Source organism: Kosmotoga pacifica (genome assembly GCF_001027025.1).
Lineage (GTDB): Bacteria > Thermotogota > Thermotogae > Petrotogales > Kosmotogaceae > Kosmotoga_B > Kosmotoga_B pacifica.
In genome coordinates this window covers 524,373-549,284 of sequence record NZ_CP011232.1, presented here as the reverse complement: position 1 = coordinate 549,284, position 24,912 = coordinate 524,373, and the positions used below count along the sequence as shown (strand labels likewise).

The window sequence follows — 24,912 nt, the reverse complement described above, 5'->3', positions numbered from 1 at the left end:
GTGGTGGATATTTCAAATAAGGGAGGTATGGGAATGAAAAAGCTTCTTTTGATCTTCATTGCTGTCCTCGCTCTTTCAGTCATCTCTATGGCAACCGTGGAAATCGAGTTTTGGCACGCCATGGGTGGTGGACATGGAGCGGCACTGAACGAGATCGTCAATTCTTTCAACGAAGCTAATCCGGACATTGTAGTTAAACCAATTTATGTTGGAAACTACGGAGCCCTTTCTCAAAAGCTCCTTGCGAGCGCAGAATCTGGTAATCTGCCTGCTATATCACAGGCTTATGGAAACTGGACCGCCAAGCTTATCCCACGTGGTGTTGTTCAGGAACTCAACAGCTTTATAAACAATCCTGATTATGGATTCACCCCTGAACAATGGAACGCTATCTGGACACCCTTCAAGAAGATGATCACCTGGGGAGATACAGTTTACGCCGTTCCTTTCAACAAGAGTACATATGTTTTGTACTACAATACCGACGCTTTCGAACTGTACGGTTTAACCCCACCTGAGACCATGGAAGATCTGTTCTTTGATGCCATGATGCTGACAGAAGACAAAGACGGTGATGGCGAAATCGATCAGTTCGGTATGGGTTTTAGAACCACGATAGACCACTTTGTTGTCTTCCTGAGAGCGAACGGTGGAAAGATAATCGAAATTGGACCCAATGGCGAGATCAACGTCACAATCAATTCTCCTGAAGCCCGTGAAGCTCTTCAGTTCATGTACGATATGGTGCATACATACAAGATTGCTTACTCACAGGGAGGATACTTAGATGGTCCCTTTGGTGATGGTAAGATCATGATGTTCATCGAAACCATTGCTAGCAAACCCTATGTCGATAAATCATCAAAGGGCAAACACGGTTGGGCCTGGGCTCCTGTACCGATGTGGAAGACACAGGCACCACCCTTTGCTGGAACAGACCTTATCATGTTCTCAACGATTTCTGAAGAACAAAAGCTGGCCGCGTGGAAGTTTATGAAGTTCCTACTCAGCCCCGAGATACAGGCTTACTGGTCCGTAAAGACCGGTTACATGCCAGCTGTAAAGACTGCCCTTGAAACACCGCAGTGGAAAGAATATGTGAACCAGCATCCTGATGCTGTGGTACCCATCAATCAGATTGATAAAGGTTCTGTTGATCCCAACATCGCTGAATGGTATGAAGTCAGAACAATTATTGGCCAGATGGTCGGAGACGTACTGAACAACAAGAGAACAATCGATGAAGGTCTTGCCTGGGCGGAGGCAGAACTCAAAAAGCTCATTGCTGGCGAATAATATTATTTGTAGAAGAATAGGGGAGACCGTGCGGTCTCCCCTATTCTTTTGGTATAATACATCCAACTTGAGAAAAAGGGGGCTGTGGGTTGAGAAAAGGTTCCTTTTTCAACATTTTCAACTATCTAATTTCGTTATTTTCAGCAGCCGGATACCTATTGTTTTCCTCGATAAACACAATAGCAGCTGATTGGGGACTTTCTTATTCAACGATCGGAAAAATCAACTTTGCCGGATACATTTTTTATACCCTAATTGCTCTCTTTCTAGGTTCCCTAGGTGATAGGTACGGTTATAAAAAAATTTTATATCCCAGCATGTTTGCTTTTTCATTAGTCACGATTAGTGGTTTACTTGTATATAGCAGTCATTCTGTTTTATTCCTATATCTCTTTGCTATATTGGTGTATTCGTATTTCGGTCTTTTCTACCCATTAGTAGAAGGACTGTTATCCAGGGCTGAAAAACTTGAAGGTATAGAACCTTCGTTAACGACTACTAGATTCACACTCTCATGGAGCTCAGGAAATATGCTAGGAATGGCTTTTGGCCCATATTTAATTCAGAAAACCCCTTCTGCCGTGTTTTTAATCGTCACCGCCATAAGTTTGTTCGGAGGAACCATTGTACTCAGGCATTATAGATCTTTTGGTGAGAGACTCCCATTCAATGTACACAAATCTTTGCTTCAGAAGCCAAAAGCAATTGATTTTCCCAAGATAAATCTTTATAGGAAGACGTACAGATTGTCTCTGGTGCTGACGGCAATGCTTTTCTCCTCTGTCATCAGCCTTTTCCCGAAGTTGATGGCTATGAGTGACATTTCTTTGGAGAATGCGGGTTTTCTAGTGGTTGCCGGTAATGTAGCGGTATTTCTCACATTTATTCTGATGGGGAAATTCAGGTTCTGGGTAGGTAATCCTGGAATATCTATGGTACTTATCATGTTATTCCCACTCTCAATTCCTCTATACTTTCTCAAGACCAGTGTGTTGACATTTTTTCTTGTCGCGCTATTTACAGGCATTAATTATTCAATTCCATATACATTCGCAATTTTTTATGGCTTAAATTCCCCAAATGAAGACCACGGTAAACAGGGAGGACTTCACGAGACTATGATAGGGCTTTCCTTTGGATTCGGTCCGCTCCTGAGCGGATATTTCCTCGAATTCTGGCCGGGGCTTTACGGTATGGGCATTCTTGCGATTATATTGGCTACAGTCAGTGTAATAAATCAACTAGCATTTCTTAAGAGAGTGAAAAAGTATGTATAATAATGAGAGGTGAGAAAATGAAAGTAAAATACCTTGTGACACTATTTATATTATCAGGAGTGATGGCTATGGGCTTTTATTCGCCAGTGGATAGATTTATCGATGCAAAAGAGGTTCTGAAAGAACTTCTTTCAATGCCTGAAAATGACGCCTTTAAAGAGCTTCTTTCCAAAGCACAGGGAATCGCCTTCTTTCCGAATGTCCTGAAAGCAGGGCTCGTTATTGGGGGTCAGTATGGGGAAGGGTTTGTCCTGAGAAAGAAAGACGGAGTCTGGTACGGCCCCCTTTTTCTGAAACTATACAAGGTAAGCTATGGACCTCAAATAGGTGCCCAATCAATTAGATTGGTATTGTTGATTATGAACGATACAGGCTTTGAAGGTTTTACTAGGGACAATATTACCCTCGGCGGAAGCATCGGTATCGCAGCCGGACCTGTCGGCAGAAATCTCTCTGCGGATATTGATTATACACTTCAAGCGATACTCTCTTACTCAATATCGAAGGGATTCTTCGTGGGTTTTACAGTCGAAGGGTCAGTGATAAAAATAGACTACGAGGCAAATGAAGTGTTTTACGGGAATCGCTCTTCAGCAAAAGAGCTATTGGAAACAGAGGTAGCCGATTCACCAGAACTGAGGAGTCTTCTGGATATCATCACGAATATCGAATAACTTTACGAACGAGTAAATGATGACAGTTCCCATATTGGCGTTAGCACTGAGGATTTTGCTTCTTGCCTTTGAAAAAATCGTTCTCAAGTTCATGGGGGACAGAACAGGGGCCCTTTATAGAAACCTCGCTGCTAGTTTTCTTTTTTTCTTTATCGGTGCTCTTGTGCTTCTGCCCTTTGCTGTGACCAGAGAAATATCTAACTGGCATTTCCTCATCCCGTGTCTTTTAAGCGCACTTCTGTACAGCTTCAGTTCATTTGCTTATGTTTCTTCGATAGCAACAGGAGAAGTTTCGCTGGTAACGCCTATCAGTAGCTTAAATGCCGCGGTGATCTTACTCTTCGCTGCGGCCTTTCTCGGAGAAAAGATCACAGGTGTTAAACTACTGGGGATATTTCTCATGTTGTACGGGATATTCATACTCAAAGGCATGCTGACACCGCTGAAATCGTTCAGGGCCATAATAAATGACAGGCCAAGTCAGCTCATGTTTGTTAGTGTAGTACTTCAGTCTTTGGGAAGAGTGATTGATAAGTCTTTCGCCAGTGACAACGATCCTTTGATATATGCCACGATGTTGTATTTTGTCGTCTCCTTCAATTTCTTTCTCTTGCTTCAGCTCAGGAAAAAAGGAAAACAGATCGTCTCATCTTTTCGTGAAAAGCCTTTCCCCATGTTAATTGGTGGAGCGATAAACGGTGCGGCGTATCTCTTTCTGCTGATCGCCATAAAGAGCATTGAACTGAGTCTTGTTGAGCCGCTGGCAAACCTGTCTATAATCCTCGCCATGTTTTTTGCCGCTGTCATCTTCAAGGAAAAACTCTTGGAAAAGCTTCCCGGTGGCCTTCTGGTCATTCTCGGTGGCTGGTTGCTCGCTATGAGTGTGTGAGGAGAGAAAAAAACAGTGTCAAACACGAAATGTGCTACCACTCTGCAGATGTGCGGTTCATGGAGTCTGAGAAAGCGGAGAACTGTTTTCCGTAAACCGTTTGTCGTTTTCTGACAAGAGCATTTGTCATTCTTAAGGAGTGCATATCTCTGTGAAGCAGGCATAACTAAGCCGTAATCGGTGTACCAGTTATTACCACGCTAGCCTCACAGTCTTGAAACCTCAGTCTTCGAACATCGCCTCACGCGTCGTTGGCCATACAAGGGTTGACCGTTATTAAAGTTCTTTTCTGTGATCAGCATCAACTGCGTAGCAGTTCCGAGCATCAATCGCGCCAATCAATCCCGATATTCATGTGTCCAGAGCATCATGAAAAACGAAAGGCAATGGTTTTTTGCTGCAAAAATTTGAGCGAGTGATGGCTGAAGAAAGTTCGCCAGAATGATTTACAAATTGAAGTATAAACTTGTTAGAGACCTGCGCCGTATATCAATTCATGTATAAAATCATAAAATCATTGAAAATCGCCGGGTATTGTAAAAATGGCACTTAACGGAGAAAATAATATTCTTCGTACATACAGTTGCGGAAACTGTTGAGGAACTCATCAATGTTGTAAAACAAAGTGTTTGCTTTCCAGATGTATAGATTTCTGACTTCTCGATTCCCTGAAATTCAGCCAATAGGTTTACAGGTGAAGATTTGTTAAAATCAGATTGGGCAATATGCTTGACGGAGGCGACTCGAATGTTGAGAATTGAGGAGCTGAAAAAGTCATATGGACACAATACTGCTGTTGACGGTATAAGTTTCACTGTTGAGAGTGGTGAGGTTTTTGCGCTGCTGGGTCCCAACGGTGCGGGGAAGACCACCACGCTAAAATGTATCCTCGGTCTGAGAAAAATAGATGGCGGGTCCGTGAAGCTCGATGGCACCGTCGCCTATTTGCCAGAAGAAAAGAATCTTTATCCCTCGTACAGTATTGAAAGGCTCATCGCATTCACCAACGACCTGACTGAAGGCTTTGATATGTCAAAAGCCTTTTCTACTGTAAAAGAATTCGGGATAGGACTTCAAGAGAAGATAACAAATCTTTCCCATGGTATGCTCACACTGGTGTATCTCGCCCTTGTCTTCGCTCAGAAGGCAGATATATACATCATGGACGAACCCACCTGGGGACTCGATCCCCTGATGCGTACCCATGCGATGAGGATAATAAAAGAACTCGCAGTGTCTGGTAAAACAATACTGTACACCAGTCATATACTATCTGAAGTAGAAAAGCTCGCGGACACCGTTGCAATAATGAATAACGGAAAGATACTAGAAATGGGACGGATTGAAGAACTCAAGAGCAGATACGCCGCTGTTACCGTGGAAAAAGGAAAGAAAGTGAAGGGCTTTCTTTGGAGAAGCACCCAAACCGGGGACATATATATTCTCCGGCGTGAAAAGGGTCTCACTGACTATGAAGAAGCTCCATTTGATGCGATATTTGAAGCCGTTGTCAGGGGTGATGCCAGATGAGAAAAGAATTGTATGATATGAGAATACGAGCCCTGGCATTGTTTTTCCTCATGCTAGCCCTCTTTTTCGCTATTGCACCCTTTCAAGACTATGCTGTGGGGACTTTGAGAAGCCTTGAGGGAAGTTCAGGGGAGTTTATGGGAAAATACATAGATCGAGAATATGTCGAGCAACTTACTAACTGGAGTTTTTATATGTATTCACAATGGTTCGGTAAAAACTTTGGACAGCTTGTTCCGATAATCGCCATAGTACTGGCTTTTCCGCTCTTTTCCAGAGAGAGCGAAAACGGCACTCTGGAATTCTTGCTGGTGCGCCAGAGTAGACTTCGGGTCTTCATGAACAAGTCCTTTACGGGGTTATTAGCGCTAGTCTCCATCATTGTGATACTGTCCTTCTTACCGATACTGTACTCCTTTGTCACCGGAAAGGAGTTTGTCAATGAATATGTTCCCCAATTTATGATTTTCGCGCTGGTCGGCGGTTTGTTGTGGTACAGTGTCACACTGATATTTTCCGTCGTCTTCAACGACCAGGTTAAGCCCATACTGGCTTCGCTGGGTGCCCTGGTGCTGACGACGGTCTTAGGTCTATTGAGACCGTTGAGGTATCTAAATACTTATCGCTATATCTTGGGCGTGGATATTTTTTCAGGTGGGGACATGGATATTCTTTATACCGTTTCTTTGCTATTAGTATCAGGATTTCTGCTATTTATTAGCTATGAAATTTTCAACCATAAAGAGATATAAGGGGGGAATGTTCATGATAGTGGTCACAACGGATAACGTTCCGGGTTATGAAATTTCAGAGGTTCTGGGCATAGTCATCGGGAACACGGTACGTTCCAAACACATTGGCAGAGACATCGGAGCGGCTTTCAAAACCCTTGCTGGTGGTGAGATAAAGGGATACACCGAGATGCTCACTGAGGCAAGGAACATTGCTATTCAGCGTATGGTTGATGAAGCAGAAAAGATGAATGCTGACGCTATAGTTGCTTTTAGAATGGGCAGCTCAGCGGTGATGTCCGGAGCCGCCGAGATGGTCGCTTATGGCACCGCGGTAAAACTCAGGAAGAGTGAGTAGCGAGATTTGAGAGAATAGAGATTCCAAGATCCATAATCTGAAAATTCGGGTCTTACCCTTGAGAACCGAGAATCAGAGATCTGAGAGTCCGAGAAAGCCCCAGTCTCCGCAGTGTCTTTTTTTCTCGTCTTTTCGTCCTCTCGAATTTTCGAACCTCGGCTTTCGAATTCTGAGTCTCGGACTCTTGGTTTCATGCACAATCTATAACCAGCAACGTAAAACGGGTATGAACCAAGAAATATCCAGGGTCTTTATCAATACCCGCTCATTCTATGATAACCTTCAGAAGAATGACTGTTGCATATTGCTCTGAAAGGACATCACCTTCACAGCAATTATTATGCTTCTTTTTTAATGCCACTTTGTACGGTTTATGTGGTTGTTATTTTTTCTTAGTGCTTTCAAATACAGGTTTACTTGTCTTTTTGTTCAGCTCGTTATATGGCAAACTACAAGCAGTTGGAGTTGCTTTGTAAAAGGCTTACACAGCACAATGTATAATGAGGTTAAGATACTGAATTGTATGATCTCTTATCAAAATCCATGGGGGGATTTGAGTGAATAAAATAAGCTACATTCTCATAGGAATCTTTTTGATCGTTTCCACTTTCACCATAGCAGAACGGTTCTTTACACCCGAGCAATTGAGAGAGGATTTGGATTTTCTAGTTTCCAGAGTCATTGAAAATTATTATGACCCCTGGTACAAAGTAAATGAGGATGAATTCTGGGATCTTGTAGCGAAGAAAAGAGCTCAATTAGACCATGAGCTGACCTGGTTGGAATTCTATAAGATAGCTACTCCGTTAATATCTATCCTTCATGATCAGCATTCCTTTTTATCTCCTCCAAGAGGTGTCGAGATCAAAGTTTTCCCTTTCAGGATGCGCAGAGTGAATGGGCATGCCGTGGTGGTGGATTCTATCTGCGAATTGCCACTTGGGAGCGTTGTGACAAAGGTTAACGATATCCCAATTGAAAGTATAATCGAAGCACTCGAAATTTATGGTATTCTTGAAACCACTGAGAGCAGGTTAAATTGGCTGACTAATTTCTTCTTTCAAGCCCTGCCGGAGTGGTGGGGAATCGAGAAATTTGAGATTACCTATCTTTACGAAGACGAGGAAAAAACGCTGAAAATTGAAACTACCAACGCAAAAGACTATAAATGGGTTACTCAACCTGCAAGAAAAAGAAGCCCATCCTTTGAACTGCATGGTTCTATCGGTATTTTGAAAATCCCAAGTTTTGATAGATCATTTCAGCGGGAAATAATAGACAGGATGGAAGAAGCTCTGGATAGCCACATTATTGATCTGGTCATAGACGTTAGAGCCAATGCAGGCGGCTTTATAGAACCCGTTATAAGTTTGCTGGGATATTTTGTAGATAAACCAACTGAATTGGCCATAGGTATCGGATCAAAATCTCATACCAGGGAAGGGGTCAAATTCACCGTTTCGAAGTTCAATGTACACATATATCCCGCAGTAAAGCTGTTCTCTGGAAGATTGTGGATCCTGACAGATGAAAACGTCTTTTCCGCTAACCTTTTGTTTCTTGGTTTTCTTTCAAGAGAGGGTATTGGAACGATTCTCGGAGAAAGATCCAGCGAAACCGCGAACTTTGGTTCGCAGTGGAAAGGATACTTACTACCAAATACGAAATGTGGTGTAAATATATCGAGTATAAGGATTTTTCTTCTGGAAGAGGGAATGCGTATAGAGCCGGACATTCCCATAATCCTGAGCCTTGAGGAAAAAATATCATGGTTAATCGGCAAATCAGATCCTATGCTTGATGAGGCTCTACGAATTGTTGAAAGGGCCTCAGGAGAGCAAAATAATAAAGATTGAAGTGAGATTTGCTGACACAAATGAAGTGTGGGATTGCGCCTTAGATGCTGTCAGTGGGTAAGCACGCTTCGCGTGGATGCGCACTCCTTCGGAGTGGGGCAAGACTTCAGTTGCCAGTTGTTAATTCCTAGTTGTTGAACTTTTTCTATACCCTAGACCCCAGACCCGATTTTCTATAAATTTGGCTCTCGATTCTCTGTTATCACCCACAACGAAAGAGGGAGAGTCAAATGACTCTCCCTCTTCGCAAAAGAACCCTGGGCGCTACCTACTCTCGCACGGGGCTACCCCCGCACTACCATCGGCCCGAAGTGGCTTAACGGCCGGGTTCGGGATGGATCCGGGTGTTTCCCACTCCGGTATCGGCACCCAGGATAACTCTCAGCTCACTCAAAGGTGCAAAGGAGAAGGTAAAGGACTCGGGTTATTAGTACCGGTCGGCTCAACCCCTCGCAGGGCTTACACCTCCGGCCTATCTACGTCCTCTTCTCGGACGACCCTGAGAGGCCTCGTCTTGGAGCACGTTTCCCGCTTAGATGCTTTCAGCGGTTATCGCTCATGGACGTGGCTACCCAGCTACTGCCGCTTGCACGACAGCTGGTTCACCAGAGGTCCACTCACCCCGGTCCTCTCGTACTAGGGGCGACCCTCCTCAGGCCTCCTGCGCTCGCAGCAGATAGGGACCGAACTGTCTCACGACGTTCTGAACCCAGCTCACGTACCGCTTTAATAGGCGAACAGCCTAACCCTTGGGACCTGCTCCAGCCCCAGGATGCGATGAGCCGACATCGAGGTGCCAAACACCGCCGTCGATGTGAACTCTCGGGCGGTATAAGCCTGTTATCCCCGGGGTAACTTTTATCCGCTAATCTACGGCCTTTCCACTCAGTGCCGCAGGGTCACTAGGACCAGGTTTCCCTCCTGTTCGGCCTGTCAGCCTCACAGTCAGGCCAGCTTTTGCCCTTACACTCTACGGCTGATTTCCAACCAGCCTGAGCTGACCTTCGCGCGCCTCCGTTACTCTTTTGGAGGCGACCGCCCCAGTCAAACTGCCCACTTAGCACTGTCCCCGCTGTGCTCTTCACACACACGGGTTAGTACTCCGTTATGACGAGGGTGGTATCCCACCGGCGGCTCCCCCGACCCTGGCGAGCCGGGTTCTCTGCCTCCCACCTATCCTGTACACGCCATAACAAAGCACAATACCAAGCTGCAGTAAAGCTCCACGGGGTCTTTCCGTCTAGCTGCGAGTACTGGGCATCTTCACCCAGACTGAAATTTCACCGGGTCCCCTGTTGAGACAGTGCTCCGATCGTTACGCCATTCGTGCAGGTCGGAACTTACCCGACAAGGAATTTCGCTACCTTAGGACCGTTATAGTTACGGCCGCCGTTTGCTGGGGCTTCGGTTCAGAGCTTCGCCCGAAGGCTAACCCCTCCCCTTAACCTTCCAGCACTGGGCAGGCGTCAGACCCTATACGTCCTCTTTCGAGTTCGCAGAGTCCTGTGTTTTTGGTAAACAGTCGCCGGAGCCTTGTCACTGCGGCTCCCAGATGCTCAACACACCCAGGAGCGCCCCTTCTCCCGAAGTTACGGGGCCATTTTGCCTAGTTCCTTAACAGGGGTTATCCCGCTCCCCTTAGCCTTCTCAGCCAGCCTACCTGTGTCGGTTTGCGGAACGGTCAGTGCTGCACTCAAACGGTACGCGACGCTTTTCTTGGCAGTGTGGACTCAACACCGTTGCTCCCGAAGGAGCTCCCCATCGCGCCTCAGCCTCCAGCGGCGGATTTCCCTACCGCCTTCTCAGGCCTAAACGCTTGGACGCACTGTGCAACCAGTACGCGGCGCCTATCCTCCTGCGTCACGCCTCGCACCTCGTACAACACCGGTACCGGAATATTAACCGGTTTCCCATCGGCTACCCCTTTCGGGTTCACCTTAGGGTACCGACTAACCCTGGGAGGACGACCCTTCCCCAGGTAACCTTAGGCTTTCGGGGGGAGAGATTCTCACTCTCCTCTCGTTACTCATGCCTGCATTCTCTCTTGTGCTTCGTCCAGCGCCCCTCGCGGGTACGCCTTCTCCCTACCGCACAATGCTCCCCTACCGACAGTTTCCTGTCCCACAGCTTCGGGGGATGGCTTCAGCCCCCTTACATCTTCGGCGCGAAGAGCCTCAACTGGTGAGCTGTTACGCACTCTTTAAATGATGGCTGCTTCTAAGCCAACATCCCAGCTGTCTCAGACTCTTCACTGCCTTTCACACTTAGCCATCTCTCCGGGCCCTTAGCTGGTGGTCTGGGCTGTTTCCCTCTCGACCACGGACCTTATCGCCCGTAGTCTGTCTCCCGCACTTTGAGTGATGGTATTCGGAGTTTGGCTGAGGTCGGAGGTTGCCCCCCTAGCCCAACCAGTGCTCTACCCCCATCACTGACCATGCGAGGCCGTGCTTAGACACGTTTCGGGGAGAACCAGATATCACCGGGTTCGGTTGGCTTTTCACCCCTACCCACAGGTCATCCAATGGCGTTTCACTGCCAACTGGTTCGGTCCTCCAGTGGGTGTTACCCCACCTTCAACCTGCCCATGGGTAGCTCACCCGGTTTCGGGTCTACCGCAACTGACTATCGCCCTGTTCAGACTCGGTTTCCCTTCGGCTTCGCCTCCTCCGGCTTAACCTCGCCAGTTACGATAACTCGCAGGCTCATTAATCAAAAGGCACGCGGTCACCCTTTCGGGCTCCCACTTCTTGTGGGCACACGGTTTCAGGTACTCTTTCACTCCCCTCCCGGGGTGCTTTTCACCTTTCCCTCACGGTACTGTTCCGCTATCGGTCAGCAGGTAGTATTTAGCCTTGGAGGGTGGTCCCCCCAGATTCACGCGGGATTCCTCGTGTCCCGCGCTACTCGGGTACACTGCCCAGAGCGCTTCACGCCTTTCACCTACGGGGCTTTCACCCTCTCCGGCAGGCCTTCCCAGACCTTTCGGCTAGACGTTACGCTGCCCCGGCGAGTCTGTGGCCTCGCCCAGCAGTGCCCCACTACCCCGTACCAGCAACGCCCACAGGCTTCTACACTAGCACGGTTTAGGCTCTTCCCCTTTCGCTCGCCACTACTCAGGGAATCTCTCTTGATTTCTCTTCCTCCGGTTACTGAGATGTTTCACTTCACCGGGTTCGCCTCGCCTAAGCGATGACTGGCATCCCTGCCAGCCGGGTTTCCCCATTCGGGCATCCGCGGATCAACGGTCGCTTGCACCTACCCGCGGCTTTTCGCAGCTTGCCACGCCCTTCTTCGCCTCCTGCTGCCAAGGCATCCCCCGTGTGCCCTTTGCACCTTTACCTTCTCCTATGCACTTTTCAATGACCTGAGAGTCACTCATTGGTGGAGACAAGGGGATTCGAACCCCTGACCTTCTGCTTGCAAAGCAGACGCTCTCCCAGCTGAGCTATGTCCCCACACTGGTGGGCTCGAGTGGATTCGAACCACTGACCTCACGCTTATCAGGCGTGCGCTCTGACCAACTGAGCTACGAGCCCTCCATGAGGTATCACTCAAAGATGGATAGCGGTCCGTCGTACTCCTTAGAAAGGAGGTGATCCAGCCCCACCTTCCGGTAGGGCTACCTTGTTACGACTTAGCCCCCCTCGCCAGTCCCACCTTAAACAGGGTCCCTCCTTTCGGTTAGGATCCCCGTCTTCAGGTGTTACCAACTCGGGTGGCTTGACGGGCGGTGTGTACAAGGCCCGGGAACGTATTCACCGCGGCATGGCTGATCCGCGATTACTAGCGATTCCGGCTTCATGCAGGCGGGTTGCAGCCTGCAATCCGAACTGAGAGACGGTTTTGGGATCAGCTTGGCCTCGCGACCTAGCATCCCGCTGTCCGTCCCATTGTAGCGCGTGTGTCGCCCAGGACATAAGGGGCACGACACCTGACGTCATCCCCCCCTTCCTCCGCCTCGTCGGCGGCGGTCCTCTTAGAGTGCCCGGCCTAACCGCTGGCAACTAAGAGCAGGGGTTGCGCTCGTTGCGGGACTTAACCCAACACCTCACGGCACGAGCTGACGACGGCCGTGCACCACCTGTGCTGGCTCCCCTCAAAGAGGGGTCGTTCCCCTTTCGGTTCACTACCACCAGCATGTCAAGCCCTGGTAAGGTCCTTCGCTTAGCTTCGAATTAAACCACACGCTCCACCGCTTGTGCGGGCCCCCGTCAATTCCTTTGAGTTTCACCCTTGCGGGCGTACTCCCCAGGCGGCTCACTTATCGCGTTAGCTTCAGCACGGAGTGCTCTACGCACCCCACACCTAGTGAGCATCGTTTAGGGCTAGGACTACCGGGGTATCTAATCCCGTTCGCTCCCCTAGCTTTCGAGCCTCAGCGTCAGGTCCGGCCCAGGAGACCGTCTTCACCACCGGCGTTCCAGCTGATATCTAAGGATTTTACCCCTACACCAGCTGTTCCGTCTCCCTCTACCGTCCTCAAGCCTGCCAGTTTCGACCGCAGGACCGGAGTTGAGCTCCGGTTTTTCACAGCCGACTTAACAGGCCGCCTACGCTCCCTTTACGCCCAGTGATTCCGGGCAACGCTCGCCCCCTACGTATTACCGCGGCTGCTGGCACGTAGTTAGCCGGGGCTTTCTAGTGAGGTACCGTCTCCCTCCACAGCTTTCCACTCTGTGGAGTATTCGTCCCTCACCACAGCGGTTTACGACCCGAAGGCCTTCTTCCCGCACGCGGCGTCGCTGGTTCAGGCTTTCGCCCATTGACCAAAATTCCGCACTGCTGCCTCCCGTAGGAGTAGGACCCGTGTCTCAGTGTCCTTGTGGCCGGCCACGCTCTCACGCCGGCTATCCGTCGTCGCCTTGGTGAGCCCTTACCTCACCAACTAGCTGATGGACCGCGGGCCGCTCCCGTGACGGCGCATTTGCGCCTTTCCCCTCTCGGGCTTATGCGGTATTAGCTACCCTTTCGGGTAGTTATCCCCCATCACAGGATACGTTCCCACGTGTTACTCACCCGTTCGCCACTCCTAACACCCCCCGAAGGGGGCTTCGGCGTTCGACTTGCATGTGTCAAGCACGCCGCCAGCGTTCGCCCTGAGCCAGGATCAAACCCTCCATCCATGGCTCTTCACTTCTTTGTTAATTGACTGGGACCGCTATCCATTTTTCAATGACCCTCTGCCTTCTTCCCTACTGCCCGCGCCCTCTTTCGCGCCGGCAGTTCCTATATTACCATCACTCTCATACCCTGTCAAGTTACGAATTCCTTTCCCGTTCCTTGGTAATCTGTGAATTCATGCAGAAAAGAGCCCTAGAGAGTGATGAAGTTCGCATCAAGAGAGATGTCTAGTTGTTCTGGAATGAGTAGAGAAATATTCCATTCACCAGATAAATATTTGTGAATTACTTCGTTTGTGTAATCAAAGTCCTGTTTATCGATTTTCGCGATGAGTTCATCGGCACTCTCAACTGTTCCAAGGGTCATCACATTATCAAGATGACGGCTAAGAATTGGCAATGTACCCTCGGTTGACATCATGAGTTTGCCTTTCAATCTTTCTTTTCCATAGCGAAATTCGTCACTGGTAATACCATGCAATGTTATCCTTTTTAGTTCACTCTTGAGAAGTTTTAACAGCTGTTGAAGATTATTGGGTGTTGTGGAAGCATAGATAAATAGTGTGCCAAAGTCTTCATATGCGATGTATTCAGAACCTATACTGTACACCATCCCGTATTTTTCTCTGATGTTATGAAACAACACTGAACTCATGCCACTACCAAATAGCACGTTGAATATTTTGAAGGCTTCGAATTCAGAATCTCTTCTTGAAGGAGCTCTTGTTGAAAGGAGCAAGTGTACCTGTTTGAGATCTTTTTTTCTCTCAATGATGAGTTCCTTCGTTGTTTTCATCGAACCAGAAAAGTTCTTTTCCATACCACAACTTTCAGGGAATCTTTCCAACATCTCCTCGACCTTGGTCAAGAGATCATCGTCATAGTTTCCTGTAATTGCGAAAATCAGCCTATCTGAAGTGTAATGGGAATTATAATAATCAGACAACTTCTGACGATTTATGGTGCTGACTGACTCAATTGTTCCCAGAACAGGTTTGCCATAATGTTCATCCCAGATCTTAGACAAGGTTACATTGTAAATACGATCCACAGGATCGTCAAAAGATTCAGCAATTTCTTCCAGAATTACCTTTTTTTCGGTAGAGATGTCAACCTCCAAAAAGGAAGGATTCCTCACCATATCATAGAGTATTTCCATTGTGCTTTCAGCGTGAGTGTAAGGTACCTGAGCAAAGTAGACTGTGGATGTTCTTCCGGTGTAAGCGTTAAGGGTTCCACCAACACGTTCTATTGGCTCTTTGATGTCATATGAAGAACGATTTTGCGTGCCTTTGAAGAGTGCGTGCTCAATAAAATGGGAAATTCCATTGTTTTCATTATTTTCATAAATAGAACCAACTTTGAAAGCGAATGCGAGAGAGACCGTGCGGGTCTCCCTCTTTTTCTCTCCGACTATAATAGAGCCGTTCTTCAATTCTTTGAGTATGATTTCAGAGTCTCTCAATATTCGTTGCATTATTATACTTCACCCTCAGTCTTTGTGGTATCTTTTCTTTTGGTTGGATCTTTGTACATATTTTGATGGCTTCCTTGGACGATCGTCTTCTTTGACTTCAACACCGAATCGTTTTAGTTGTATCCTTCCAAGGTCATCGATAGCTGTGACCTCTACTTTAACCGGGGAACCAACACTGTTAGTCTTCAGGAATTCATTGAGATTTTCTCCGAGTTTTGAGGAATGGAGCAGTCCCACTTTCCCAGGCGCAAGTTCAACGAAAATCCCGTACGGCTCAACGCGGGAGATGATACCTTCGAATACTTGACCTTTTTCAATTTCCTTCAACATCGCACCGATTACTTTCAGGAGCCGTTCTATCTTATCAGGGTCATTACCAATTATTTTTACCTGTGCTTTCTCATCATCAATAAAGATCTTGGCATCGTAATCACTGCTGAGTTTCTTGATCACCCTGCCACCGGGGCCGATCAGCTCACCAATCTTATCATAAGGTATATTGAAAACTTTGATTACAGGCGCATAGCGCGAGACTTCCTTCCTGGGTTCGGGAATAGTTGCATACATAAGATCTAAAATTTTTTGTCTGGCTTCTTTCGCCTGAAGGAGGGCACTAAGCATTATCTCTTCCGATACCCCAGCGACTTTCACGTCCATCTGAAATGCTGTTATACCATCACGGGTGCCGGTGACTTTGAAGTCCATATCTCCCATGTGATCTTCGTTACCAAGTATGTCGGTCAATACAACTGTTTTGTCTTCTTCCTGAATCAGACCCATCGCTACACCTGCAACATGTTTTTTTATGGGCACACCCGCCGCCATAAGGGCCAATGAACCCGAACAAACAGTAGCCATAGACGATGAGCCGTTAGATTCAAGAATTTCAGATACGACTCTGATCGTGTAGGGAAATTCCTCTTCAGGCGGAATAACAAACTTAAGAGCTCTTTCAGCAAGATGTCCATGGCCGATCTCTCTTCTTCCTGGTCCTCTAAGCCTCTTAACTTCGCCGGTACTGAAGGGCGGGAAGTTATAGTGCAACATAAATGTTTTTGATCCTTCTTCAAAAAGTGTGTCGACTACTTGCTCGTCAATGGGAGCGCCAAGGGTAACCGTTCCGAGACTCTGTGTTTCACCTCTGGTGAACAATGCTGAACCATGGGTTCTAGGAAGTATGTCCAGCTCACAGGTGATGGGCCTTATCTCGTTGTGCTTTCTCCCGTCCAACCTCAAATTCTTTTCTATGATCGAATGTCTCATTATGCTCTTTAAGCGTTCATCGAAGAAAGATTTAAGGAATTTTTCATTTTCAGTGAGTTCTTCTTCCGACCACTTATTGGCGTATAATTCCTTAAATTTTTCTATTTTTTCGTTTCTGTATTCTTTGAGTGCTTTATCCTTAGCCTTTTTCCCAGGAGTAAGCATCAATCTGAATATTTCATCGTCGTCGAGAAGCTCAGAAAATGATTCAAGTAGCCCCTCCGGTGGCTCCGGTATTCTTATTTCCCATTTCTGTATTTCGAATTCTGAAAGAATTTCTTCTTGGAATTTCACAAGCTTTTTGATAGCATCATGTGCAGCTTTCAAGGCACCAAGCATTACTTCTTCAGATACTTCTTTGGCTTCGCCCTCCACCATCGTCACAGCTTCCTTTGTACCAGCCACAACGATATCAAGCATACTCTTTTCTAACTGTTCAACTGTCGGAAAAATTACGTATTCGTTATCAATATATCCGACCCTTACTCCGGCAACGACTCCGTTAAAAGGTATGGGAGATATGTTTAATGCCAGCGAACTAGCAAATATACCCATTGTATCCGGTGGTGTATCTGGGTCCGCTGAGAGCACAGTAACTATTACCTGAACCTCATTTGTCATGCCATCGGGGAAAAGAGGTCTTATTGGCCTGTCTATGAGCCGAGCGGAAAGCACAGCGTTTTCGCTGGGTCTGCCCTCTCTTTTTATAAATCCTCCTGGGATCTTACCAGCTGCATAGAATTTTTCCTGATATTCGACAGTCAGGGGTAGAAAGTCTGCCCCTTCTATGGGTTCTTCATTTGCATCAACTGTCGCCAGAATAGCAGAGTCACCGAATCTCACGAAACATGCACCATGAGACTGTTTTGCCATTTTTCCGTGTTCGACGACGAGTTTCCTTCCATAGAATTCTCTTTCCCATTTTTTGAATTCGTTCATGCTAACACCTCTTTTTAACGTTTTTCTTCAATAATTATACCAGTTAAATAAGTTACGCGTATTTCAAAAAATAAAAGGGGGAGCTTTTATGCTCCCCCTGTATCTTTCCGTTTAACCACGAATGCCAAGTTTAGCAATAAGCTCTTTGTAAACATCAGGCTTGTTGTGTTTTAAGTACCTAAGCATCTTTCTTCTTCTTCCTACCATCTTTAGCAAACCTCTTCTTGAATGAAAATCTTTGGGATGGGCTTTGAGATGTTCTGCAATGTGTTTGATTCGCGCTGTTAAAATTGCGATCTGAATCTCGACTGAACCCGTGTCTTTTTCGTGAATCTGAAACTCCTTGATGAGTTCCTCTTTGTTTACTGCCATGCTCTTCCTCCTTCATTTTATCCTCATGCTAAGTACGGGTATACTCCACGTACTGAGCAAGGGTCAATATATTCTATCTTCTGATAGATACCTTGTCAAGTGGTTTTCATGTTGAATCTATCTACCACTAGAAAACTAGATAGAAGATCAGAAGAGGCCTTGGTGAAGTACTTTTAGCGAATAGATATCCCATGGTTATTCCGGCGATATCTGCAAGAAGATCTTCAAATTCAGCACTGCCAGAGGGGGAAAAACAGTCCCTTACCTCTTTTCCAATACCAATAGATAGTGTAAATAGCAAACCGCCTATGTCTTCCAGTATGTAGCTGGATAGACCATAGGCGGTGAAACTTACAGAAAAATGCAGATACTTGTCATAATTTTTAGCACCCAGGCAAGAGGATACAAGTAACAGGAAAACCACAATAAAGAACAACGATTTCATTTCATGAATCAAAAACTCCAAACAAGTCCAAGTCCTCCGGTGAAGTATTCAAAGAAAACGGGAGAATAAAGATTTGCTGGATAATCTTTGACTCTCAGGCCTTTTATAGTACCAAGAAGAGCTATGTTCTTGCCTATGGGAGCGGTTAGTTCAAGTCCAAGGCCAGCTGCAATATGTGGATCACCAAAAGCAGTATCTGGATTTCCGTCGACCGTATCAAAAATCAATCCCAGTGGCAGAAGCAATCTCACACTAACCAGATCAGGATCGGACAAAAGGTTGAAATAGAAATCGAAGGTTAAAGCACCTGCTTTGTTATCAACGGAAAGCATAGCAAATTCAGCGTTTAGAGAAAAACCAACGTTGTCATTAAGGGGCATTTCAACTCTTAGCATTATGCCTGGTAACGTGACTTTACCCGTCCCCACATCTGTTGCGTGCATGATTACACCTGAACCGATGTAAACTGTGGCAAAGGCCCATGTGGATAGGAGTGCTAATATCAATACAGCAAAGGTCTTCTTCATAACCACACCTCCCTCAAAACGATTATACAAAAATTATAGCACAGAAAGGTTTATCACTTTAAATGAATTACAGAGGTACATTTAAAAGATATTATAATATTCTTGGTATTGAAATACAAAACTAATCATATATCAAGTTTTCTTTTCAGCCGTCTTTCCATATCACGCTTTGCGATATCTTCCCTTTTGTCGTATAAACGTTTTCCTTTGGCAAGGGCTATTTCTACTTTGGCAATACCCCGATCGTTGAAATATATCTTTGTGGGAATTATCGTCAATCCTCTCTCTCTAACTTTTTGACTTATTTTCAGAAGCTCCTTTTTGTGTAATAGTAACTTTCTTTTTCTCAAGGGATCGTGATTCCAATGGGTACCATGACTGTATTGGCTGATGTTAGCGTTTAACAGATACAATTCCCCATCTTCAAATTTACAAAAAGCCTCTGAAAGTGAAGCCGAACCTTGCCGGAGGGATTTTACTTCCGTGCCCAGAAGCTGGATCCCAGCTTCATAAGTTTCAAGCAAATGATATTGAAACCTTGCTTTTTTGTTGGTTGATACTACCTTCATCGCAACAACCTCACTTTTTCTTTTTGACGTTGTATATCTCATCTCTGAGAACAGCGGCGTCTTCGTATCTCAATTCACTCGCCGCTCTGAGCATCTCTTCTTCGAGCAGCGCTACATAATCCTCGATATCCAGATTCTCTTTAAGACTCATAATTCCTTCAATATACGTGTTCTTTGCCATTTCTTCCTTTTTATTTTGTTCTGTTGCTTCTGCAAAAATGTTTTCGTAAAGGGGCTTAATAATACTTTCAGGTGTTATTCCATGCTCTTTATTATAAACCAGTTGTTTCAATCTTCTTCTGTTGGTTTCTTCAATTGCACGCTTCATCGAATTGGTAACTCTGTCAGCATAGAGTAAAACTCTCCCGTTTATATTTCGCGCCGCCCTTCCAATGGTCTGTATCAATGTTGTTTCTGAACGTAAAAACCCTTCTCTATCAGCGTCCATAATCGCGACAAGAGAAACTTCTGGAAGATCCAGCCCCTCTCTTAGAAGGTTAACACCCACAACGACATCAACGTACCCCTCTCTAAGTTTTTTGAGAACCTCTACCCTCTCCACCGCATCCAGTTCAGAGTGGAGATATTCCGATCTTATACCCATTTCATTGAGGTAGCTGCTCAACATCTCAGCAGCTTTCTTAGTCAGCACGGTAACCAGAGCTCTTTCATTCCGTTCTTTGACCTTCATCATCTCTTCGATGAAATCATCCACCTGATTTTCCGTTGGCTTCACTACAACTTCTGGATCGATCAAGCCAGTGGGCCTTATCACCTGATCCACAACCTGTGAAGATATGGACAGTTCATACTCTCCAGGCGTCGCGGAAACAAAAATGATCTGTCCCACTTTTTCAAGAAATTCCTCATATCTAAGAGGACGATTATCAAAAGCAGAAGGAAGTCTGAACCCGTATTCCACTAAATTCTTTTTCCTTGAGTAATCGCCTCTGTACATTGCTCTCAACTGTGGAACAGCTATGTGTGATTCATCAATGAATAGTATGAGTTCGTCTTTATTGAAATAATCAAGTAGGGTGAAAGGCGGTTCGCCGGGTTTCCTTCCATCGAAGAATCTTGAGTAATTTTCAATTCCACTGCAGTATCCAAGAGTCTCCAGCATTTCGATATCATAAAGTGTTCTCTGCTTAAGTCTTTGAGCCTCTAGATATTTCCCGTTTCCCTCCAATAGTGTCACCTGTTCTCTGAGTTCTTTTTCGATATTTTTTATTGATCGGGCAATTTTCTCTTCCGTCGTTACGAATTCTTTTGCCGGGTAAATAATTATTCTATCGAGCTCCTCAATGGTACTTCTGTTTATCGGGTCAAAACACACTATCCTCTCAACTTCATCATCAAAAAGGTATAATCTGATACCGTACTCTTCGTATGGGGGGAATATTTCGATCAGCTCGCCTTTCATGTGAAATACCCCACCAACAGAAACATCTTCCGAACGATTATATTGCAGAGCAGAAAGTTTAAGAGCGAGTTCTCTCCTGTTTATTCTATTCCCCTTCTCCAGTTTGATATTCAGCTCTTCAAAGTCCCTGGGATCACCACTGGCGTAGATGGCAGAAACACTGGCGACAACCACAACGTCTTTTCGTGTTAGCACTGATTTGAGTGCTGATAGTCTCATTCTGGCAAGAATATTGTTTATTTCAGCGTCCTTTTCGATATAAAGATCCTTGTTAGGAATGTAAGCTTCAGGCTGATAATAATCATAATAACTGATGAACAGTTCAACTCTGTTTTGTGGAAAAAACATTTTGAACTCTCTATAAAGCTGGACTACAAGTGTTTTATTTGGGGATATTACCAGTGCAGGGCGCTGAGTTTTCGCAATTATGCTGGCCATTGTAAAGGTTTTTCCTGACCCCGTGACCCCTAAAAGAGTCTGGAAATGGTAACCATTCTGTAAGCCTTTCACGAGTCTCTCTATAGCTTCGGGCTGATCTCCACTTGGCTCAAAAGGAGATTTAAGCAGAAATTCCATTCAGCCCACCTCTAAACTGTTGTATTTTGACATTACCTTGCTAATATCACTCTGACACAGCTCTTTCGCAGCCTCTGTGGTTAATTTTAATACTTTTCCTATAATGCTGAGTTCATCGCTTGTGAATTCACCCAGCACATAGTCCGTGAGGTTTTTTTCGGGTTTAGGTCCTATGCCTATCCGGATCCGTGGAAAAGACATGGTTTCCAGTGAATTTATTATTGATTTAAGGCCGTTATGCCCACCATCACTTCCGTTTTTGCGTATCCTTATCTTTCCAAGGGGTATCCATATATCGTCATACGCGACGATAATCTCTTCAAAACTGTGCACATTGAATTCTTGGCACACCCTTTTTACGGCGATTCCACTCAGGTTCATAAATGTCATCGGTTTCACCAACAGTGCTTTATTACGCTGATTAAATTCAACCAGGTGCGCAAGATACAAATGGGTTTCATACGTACTTATAAGCTTACTTTGTTTTAATATTTCATCGATGAATAGAAAACCCACGTTATGTCTGGTAAGCACATAACGTGGGCCAGGATTCCCCAGTCCTATAAAAACACGCATTAATTATTCCTCTTCTTCCTTCTTTCCTTTCTCGATCACCTCAGGCTCAACCTCTTCTTCGGCGGCTTCAACAACCTCCTCAACGATGGCAGCTCTTGGGGCTTCTACAACGGCCACAGTTTCTTCAAGATCAAGCAATGGCTTAATGCCTTCTGGAAGGGGTAGATCTTTTACTCTCAGAACATCGCCGAAATCGAGATGTTCAACATTAACATCGATACTATCCACAATATCCTTGGGCAACACTTCGACGGGAAGCTCAGTCATAACGTGCTCGAGTATTCCACCTTTTTCAACGCCCTTAGCTTTTCCAATGAAGTTGATAGGAATATGAATCTCCATCTTGTGTCCCTTCGCAGGTACATAAAAGTCAATATGTATCACAGAATCGGTTACTCTGTCACGTTGGACGGCTTTCAAAAATCCATGAATCTCTTTTCTCTCACCGTTTTCCTCCATGACAAGGGTAATAACCGTAGTTTCACTAAGGTGGTTTATGTGCTTCATGATATCCACCTTATAAAGAGAGATGCTAAAAGGCTCGACATCTGGACCATATACCACAGCGGGTATTTTTCCAGTTTTCAGTAAATCCTTGGCTTTAACTTCCTTACTGCGGGGTTCAACAGTAAGTGTTAATTCGTGCATACGAATCCCTCCTCTATCTGAACAAAATACTCACCGACAGGTTCTTTCTCACTCTCATTAAGGCTTCTCCTAGTAACGGTGCTATAGAGAGAACCTCAACATTAGCTGGTAACTTCTTATGGCATATTGTGTCCGTTACATAAACTTTTTCGATCTCAGAGTTTGCTATTAACTCAAGGGCTTGGCCTGAAAACACCCCATGAGTTGCACAGGCGAAAATTCTCATTGCTCCATGTTTTTTCAACATTTTTGCTGCTTCTACCAGAGAACGACCGGTGTCTATTATATCATCAAAGAGTAATGCTGTCTTCCCTCGAACTTCACCGATGATATTTACAACCTCAGCAACGTTGTCTTTGGGTCTTCGTTTATCGAGTATTGCCAGAGGAACTCCGAGTTTCCCGGCGAATTTACTGGCTCTTTTAACCCCACCAATGTCGGGTGAAACCACGACAACATCATTTATATCCACAATGTTGCTGTTCAAGAAATGTTTTGAAAAAACGGGAAAACTCCAGAGGTTGTCTACGGGGATGTCAAAAAATCCCTGAATCTGCTCTGCGTGGAGATCAACGGTGACCAACCTTGTCGCACCAGCGACCGTGAGCAAATTCGCTACCAACTTTGCGGTGATCGGGTCCCTTCCCCTAGCTTTTCTGTCCTGACGGGCATATCCATAATAAGGAATCACAGCGGCAATAGAATGTGCAGAAGCTCTTTTGAAAGCATCGATCATTATCAATAACTCCATTAGATTCTCGTTTACCGGAGTTGATGTTGATTGGATAATAAACACGTCGTGACCTCTGACAGTCTCGTCAACTTTAATGTTTATCTCTCCATCTGAAAATCTGCCAAGATCACAATTTCCAAGTTGTATGCCCATATGCCTGGCTATCTTTTCAGCAAGAGGTACGTTCGACGAACCGGCAAACAGTTTCATTTCATTCAATTGGAAAGGCATTTTTCATTCTCCTTCCTCGTTTTTTCTGTATCGGTTAATTTTGACTATTTGTCTAGCCCTGCCCAAAGCAAGTGAATAATCGGGAACATTTTCCGTTATAACTGAGCCTGCACCGACAATGGAATTCTTACCGATGCTCACAGGAGCTACAAGAGAGGTATTACTACCGATAAAAGCGTTTGCTCCGATGGTTGTCCTGTGTTTATTCTTACCATCATAGTTGCATGTGATTGTTCCTGCACCCACATTGACGTTTTCTCCTATTTCAGCGTCTCCAAGATATGTCAGATGCTGGGCTTTACTATTACTCCCGATGGTTGACTTCTTGATTTCAACGAAGTTTCCTACTTTTACGTTCTCCAGCAAAACTGCTCCCGGTCTCAGTCTAGAATACGGGCCAACAGAACAAGCGTTATGTATCATAGCACCTTCCACTTCGGAACGCGTTACTTTCACATCATCAAATATTTTTGAATCGATTATTCGTGTCATCGGACCTATAACACATTTCTCGCCGATCACTGTATGTCCGTATATGAAAGTCATGGGTTCAATAACAGTATCTTTACCTATGACAACGTCTGGACCGATGTATGTGGTATCTGGATCAATAATTGTTACACCGTTGAGCATATGTTCGTAGTTTATCTTTTTGCGAGCAATTCTCTGTGCTTTTGAAAGTTGAATTCTGTCGTTAATGCCAAGGGATTCTGTAGGATCAGCTAATATTAACCTTTCGGCCCTTTCGGCAAATTGAACGACATCGGTAAGATAATATTCTTTTTGAGCATTATTTGGTGTAATCATTTTCAATGACGATTTTAAGAACTCAGCGCTGAAAACGTAAATCCCGGTGTTAATTTCTTTGATTTTTTTCTCTTCTGGAGTGGCATCTTTCGCTTCTACTATACGCACTCTCCCGTTCTTGGAAATCACCCTTCCGTACTCAGCCGGCTCGTTTAACTCCGTCGTTAGAACTACAACCTCCAGACCTTCAGCCAGTTTTTCCATTAGATTTCTAAGAGTAGCTGCTCTGATAAGCGGAACATCTCCTGGTAAAACAAGGACTTTACCCTCAAGTTCTACAGATTCCAGAACCTGCATTACTGCGTGTCCAGTTCCGAGCTGTTCGAGCTGTCTTACGGTTTTTACACCTTCTGGCAAGATAGCCTCCACCGTCTCAGCCTTATAACCGGTTACTACTATTGTATCTTCAGGTGCTATTCCAGCATTAAAAACTGCAGAAAGCACCCAGTTAATCATTGCTTTATCGAGAATCTTGTGGGTTACTTTTGGTTGATTAGAGTTCATTCTTTTGCCGAGGCCCGCCGCCAACACAATCGCTTTCATAGCTGCTCCCCCCTTTTAGATGTTATATTTTAATTAATGGCTTTTTGTATCA

At 45.4% G+C, this 24,912-nt stretch carries 19 protein-coding genes, 2 tRNA genes and 3 rRNA genes; 8 read left to right on the top strand and 16 right to left on the bottom strand.

Features of this window, described 5'->3' with window-relative positions; genetic code table 11:
* Window positions 1–33: 33 nt before the first annotated feature.
* The 8 genes from IX53_RS02660 to IX53_RS02625 all read left to right on the top strand — a co-directional run bounded on the left by IX53_RS02660 (window position 34) and on the right by IX53_RS02625 (window position 8,611).
* Window positions 34–1,296: an ABC transporter substrate-binding protein gene (locus IX53_RS02660; RefSeq protein ID WP_047754037.1), complete on the top strand. Its 1,263-nt coding sequence runs from the start codon at window positions 34–36 to the stop codon at window positions 1,294–1,296.
* Window positions 1,297–1,385: 89 nt separating this feature from the next.
* Window positions 1,386–2,573, top strand: coding sequence for an MFS transporter (locus IX53_RS02655; protein WP_047754036.1), 1,188 nt, complete (start codon window positions 1,386–1,388; stop codon window positions 2,571–2,573).
* 17 nt (window positions 2,574–2,590) lie between these two features.
* Complete coding sequence (locus IX53_RS02650; protein WP_047754035.1) at window positions 2,591–3,247, top strand: lipid-binding SYLF domain-containing protein; 657 nt, start codon at window positions 2,591–2,593, stop codon at window positions 3,245–3,247.
* A gap of 19 nt (window positions 3,248–3,266) precedes the next feature.
* Window positions 3,267–4,136: a DMT family transporter gene (locus IX53_RS02645; RefSeq protein WP_047754034.1), complete on the top strand. Its 870-nt coding sequence runs from the start codon at window positions 3,267–3,269 to the stop codon at window positions 4,134–4,136.
* 747 nt (window positions 4,137–4,883) lie between these two features.
* The gene (locus tag IX53_RS02640; RefSeq protein ID WP_047754033.1) at window positions 4,884–5,666 is read left to right on the top strand and encodes an ABC transporter ATP-binding protein; all 783 of its coding nucleotides are present in this window, start codon (window positions 4,884–4,886) and stop codon (window positions 5,664–5,666) included.
* Entirely contained in the window at window positions 5,663–6,418 is a 756-nt protein-coding gene (locus IX53_RS02635; RefSeq protein WP_047754032.1) for an ABC transporter permease, read from the top strand. The genes IX53_RS02640 and IX53_RS02635 overlap by 4 nt, the downstream gene beginning before the upstream one ends.
* A gap of 13 nt (window positions 6,419–6,431) precedes the next feature.
* The gene (locus tag IX53_RS02630) at window positions 6,432–6,755 is read left to right on the top strand and encodes a heavy metal-binding domain-containing protein (RefSeq protein ID WP_047754031.1); all 324 of its coding nucleotides are present in this window, start codon (window positions 6,432–6,434) and stop codon (window positions 6,753–6,755) included.
* A gap of 557 nt (window positions 6,756–7,312) precedes the next feature.
* Window positions 7,313–8,611, top strand: coding sequence for a S41 family peptidase (locus IX53_RS02625; protein ID WP_047754030.1), 1,299 nt, complete (start codon window positions 7,313–7,315; stop codon window positions 8,609–8,611).
* A gap of 256 nt (window positions 8,612–8,867) precedes the next feature.
* On the opposite strand, the gene rrf is transcribed toward IX53_RS02625, so the two are convergent.
* The 16 genes from rrf to glmU all read right to left on the bottom strand — a co-directional run bounded on the left by rrf (window position 8,868) and on the right by glmU (window position 24,860).
* Window positions 8,868–8,984: ribosomal RNA gene (rrf, locus tag IX53_RS02620) — 5S ribosomal RNA — on the bottom strand.
* 34 nt (window positions 8,985–9,018) lie between these two features.
* Window positions 9,019–11,951: ribosomal RNA gene (locus tag IX53_RS02615) — 23S ribosomal RNA — on the bottom strand.
* Window positions 11,952–11,990: 39 nt separating this feature from the next.
* Window positions 11,991–12,066 (bottom strand) — tRNA-Ala (locus IX53_RS02610).
* 4 nt (window positions 12,067–12,070) lie between these two features.
* A tRNA-Ile gene (locus IX53_RS02605) sits at window positions 12,071–12,147 on the bottom strand.
* Between the two features lie 49 nt (window positions 12,148–12,196).
* Window positions 12,197–13,734, bottom strand: a 16S ribosomal RNA gene (locus tag IX53_RS02600).
* Together the 16S, 23S and 5S rRNA genes with 2 tRNA genes alongside form the textbook arrangement of a ribosomal RNA operon.
* 190 nt (window positions 13,735–13,924) lie before the next feature.
* A complete protein-coding gene (locus tag IX53_RS02595; protein WP_047754029.1) occupies window positions 13,925–15,208 on the bottom strand; it encodes a M16 family metallopeptidase in 1,284 nt (427 codons plus the stop codon).
* A 15-nt stretch (window positions 15,209–15,223) separates the two neighbouring features.
* The gene (locus tag IX53_RS02590; protein ID WP_047754028.1) at window positions 15,224–17,410 is read right to left on the bottom strand and encodes a polyribonucleotide nucleotidyltransferase; all 2,187 of its coding nucleotides are present in this window, start codon (window positions 17,408–17,410) and stop codon (window positions 15,224–15,226) included.
* 111 nt (window positions 17,411–17,521) lie between these two features.
* Window positions 17,522–17,782, bottom strand: a complete 261-nt coding sequence (gene rpsO, locus IX53_RS02585; RefSeq protein WP_047754027.1) for a 30S ribosomal protein S15 — start codon at window positions 17,780–17,782, stop codon at window positions 17,522–17,524.
* Window positions 17,783–17,909: 127 nt separating this feature from the next.
* Window positions 17,910–18,227, bottom strand: a complete 318-nt coding sequence (locus IX53_RS02580) for a YfiM family lipoprotein (RefSeq protein ID WP_047755383.1) — start codon at window positions 18,225–18,227, stop codon at window positions 17,910–17,912.
* Between the two features lie 8 nt (window positions 18,228–18,235).
* Entirely contained in the window at window positions 18,236–18,754 is a 519-nt protein-coding gene (locus IX53_RS02575; RefSeq protein WP_047754026.1) for a hypothetical protein, read from the bottom strand.
* Between the two features lie 125 nt (window positions 18,755–18,879).
* The gene (gene smpB / locus IX53_RS02570) at window positions 18,880–19,323 is read right to left on the bottom strand and encodes an SsrA-binding protein SmpB (RefSeq protein WP_047754025.1); all 444 of its coding nucleotides are present in this window, start codon (window positions 19,321–19,323) and stop codon (window positions 18,880–18,882) included.
* Between the two features lie 10 nt (window positions 19,324–19,333).
* On the bottom strand, window positions 19,334–21,322 hold the full coding sequence (gene uvrB / locus IX53_RS02565; RefSeq protein ID WP_047754024.1) for an excinuclease ABC subunit UvrB: 1,989 nt from the start codon (window positions 21,320–21,322) through the stop codon (window positions 19,334–19,336).
* Complete coding sequence (pth, locus tag IX53_RS02560) at window positions 21,323–21,898, bottom strand: aminoacyl-tRNA hydrolase (protein ID WP_047754023.1); 576 nt, start codon at window positions 21,896–21,898, stop codon at window positions 21,323–21,325.
* Between the two features lie 3 nt (window positions 21,899–21,901).
* Window positions 21,902–22,546, bottom strand: a complete 645-nt coding sequence (locus IX53_RS02555) for a 50S ribosomal protein L25 (protein WP_047754022.1) — start codon at window positions 22,544–22,546, stop codon at window positions 21,902–21,904.
* 13 nt (window positions 22,547–22,559) lie between these two features.
* The gene (locus IX53_RS02550; protein ID WP_047754021.1) at window positions 22,560–23,510 is read right to left on the bottom strand and encodes a ribose-phosphate pyrophosphokinase; all 951 of its coding nucleotides are present in this window, start codon (window positions 23,508–23,510) and stop codon (window positions 22,560–22,562) included.
* Window positions 23,511–23,513: 3 nt separating this feature from the next.
* Window positions 23,514–24,860, bottom strand: a complete 1,347-nt coding sequence (gene glmU, locus IX53_RS02545; RefSeq protein ID WP_047754020.1) for a bifunctional UDP-N-acetylglucosamine diphosphorylase/glucosamine-1-phosphate N-acetyltransferase GlmU — start codon at window positions 24,858–24,860, stop codon at window positions 23,514–23,516.
* Window positions 24,861–24,912: the final 52 nt, after the last annotated feature.

Excerpts from the sequence above, each read along its gene's own strand:
- IX53_RS02645 (WP_047754034.1), top strand. The coding sequence starts at position 3,267 with ATGACAGTTCCCATATTGGCGTTAGCACTGAGGATTTTGCTTCTTGCC.
- glmU (WP_047754020.1), bottom strand. The coding sequence starts at position 24,860 with ATGAAAGCGATTGTGTTGGCGGCGGGCCTCGGCAAAAGAATGAACTCT.
- uvrB (WP_047754024.1), bottom strand. The coding sequence starts at position 21,322 with ATGGAATTTCTGCTTAAATCTCCTTTTGAGCCAAGTGGAGATCAGCCC.
- IX53_RS02630 (WP_047754031.1), top strand. The coding sequence starts at position 6,432 with ATGATAGTGGTCACAACGGATAACGTTCCGGGTTATGAAATTTCAGAG.
- IX53_RS02635 (WP_047754032.1), top strand. The coding sequence starts at position 5,663 with ATGAGAAAAGAATTGTATGATATGAGAATACGAGCCCTGGCATTGTTT.
- smpB (WP_047754025.1), bottom strand. The coding sequence starts at position 19,323 with ATGAAGGTAGTATCAACCAACAAAAAAGCAAGGTTTCAATATCATTTG.
- IX53_RS02640 (WP_047754033.1), top strand. The coding sequence starts at position 4,884 with ATGTTGAGAATTGAGGAGCTGAAAAAGTCATATGGACACAATACTGCT.
- IX53_RS02595 (WP_047754029.1), bottom strand. The coding sequence starts at position 15,208 with ATGCAACGAATATTGAGAGACTCTGAAATCATACTCAAAGAATTGAAG.
- IX53_RS02555 (WP_047754022.1), bottom strand. The coding sequence starts at position 22,546 with ATGCACGAATTAACACTTACTGTTGAACCCCGCAGTAAGGAAGTTAAA.
- IX53_RS02550 (WP_047754021.1), bottom strand. The coding sequence starts at position 23,510 with ATGCCTTTCCAATTGAATGAAATGAAACTGTTTGCCGGTTCGTCGAAC.
- IX53_RS02650 (WP_047754035.1), top strand. The coding sequence starts at position 2,591 with ATGAAAGTAAAATACCTTGTGACACTATTTATATTATCAGGAGTGATG.
- IX53_RS02660 (WP_047754037.1), top strand. The coding sequence starts at position 34 with ATGAAAAAGCTTCTTTTGATCTTCATTGCTGTCCTCGCTCTTTCAGTC.
- rpsO (WP_047754027.1), bottom strand. The coding sequence starts at position 17,782 with ATGGCAGTAAACAAAGAGGAACTCATCAAGGAGTTTCAGATTCACGAA.
- pth (WP_047754023.1), bottom strand. The coding sequence starts at position 21,898 with ATGCGTGTTTTTATAGGACTGGGGAATCCTGGCCCACGTTATGTGCTT.
- IX53_RS02590 (WP_047754028.1), bottom strand. The coding sequence starts at position 17,410 with ATGAACGAATTCAAAAAATGGGAAAGAGAATTCTATGGAAGGAAACTC.
- IX53_RS02575 (WP_047754026.1), bottom strand. The coding sequence starts at position 18,754 with ATGAAGAAGACCTTTGCTGTATTGATATTAGCACTCCTATCCACATGG.
- IX53_RS02580 (WP_047755383.1), bottom strand. The coding sequence starts at position 18,227 with ATGAAATCGTTGTTCTTTATTGTGGTTTTCCTGTTACTTGTATCCTCT.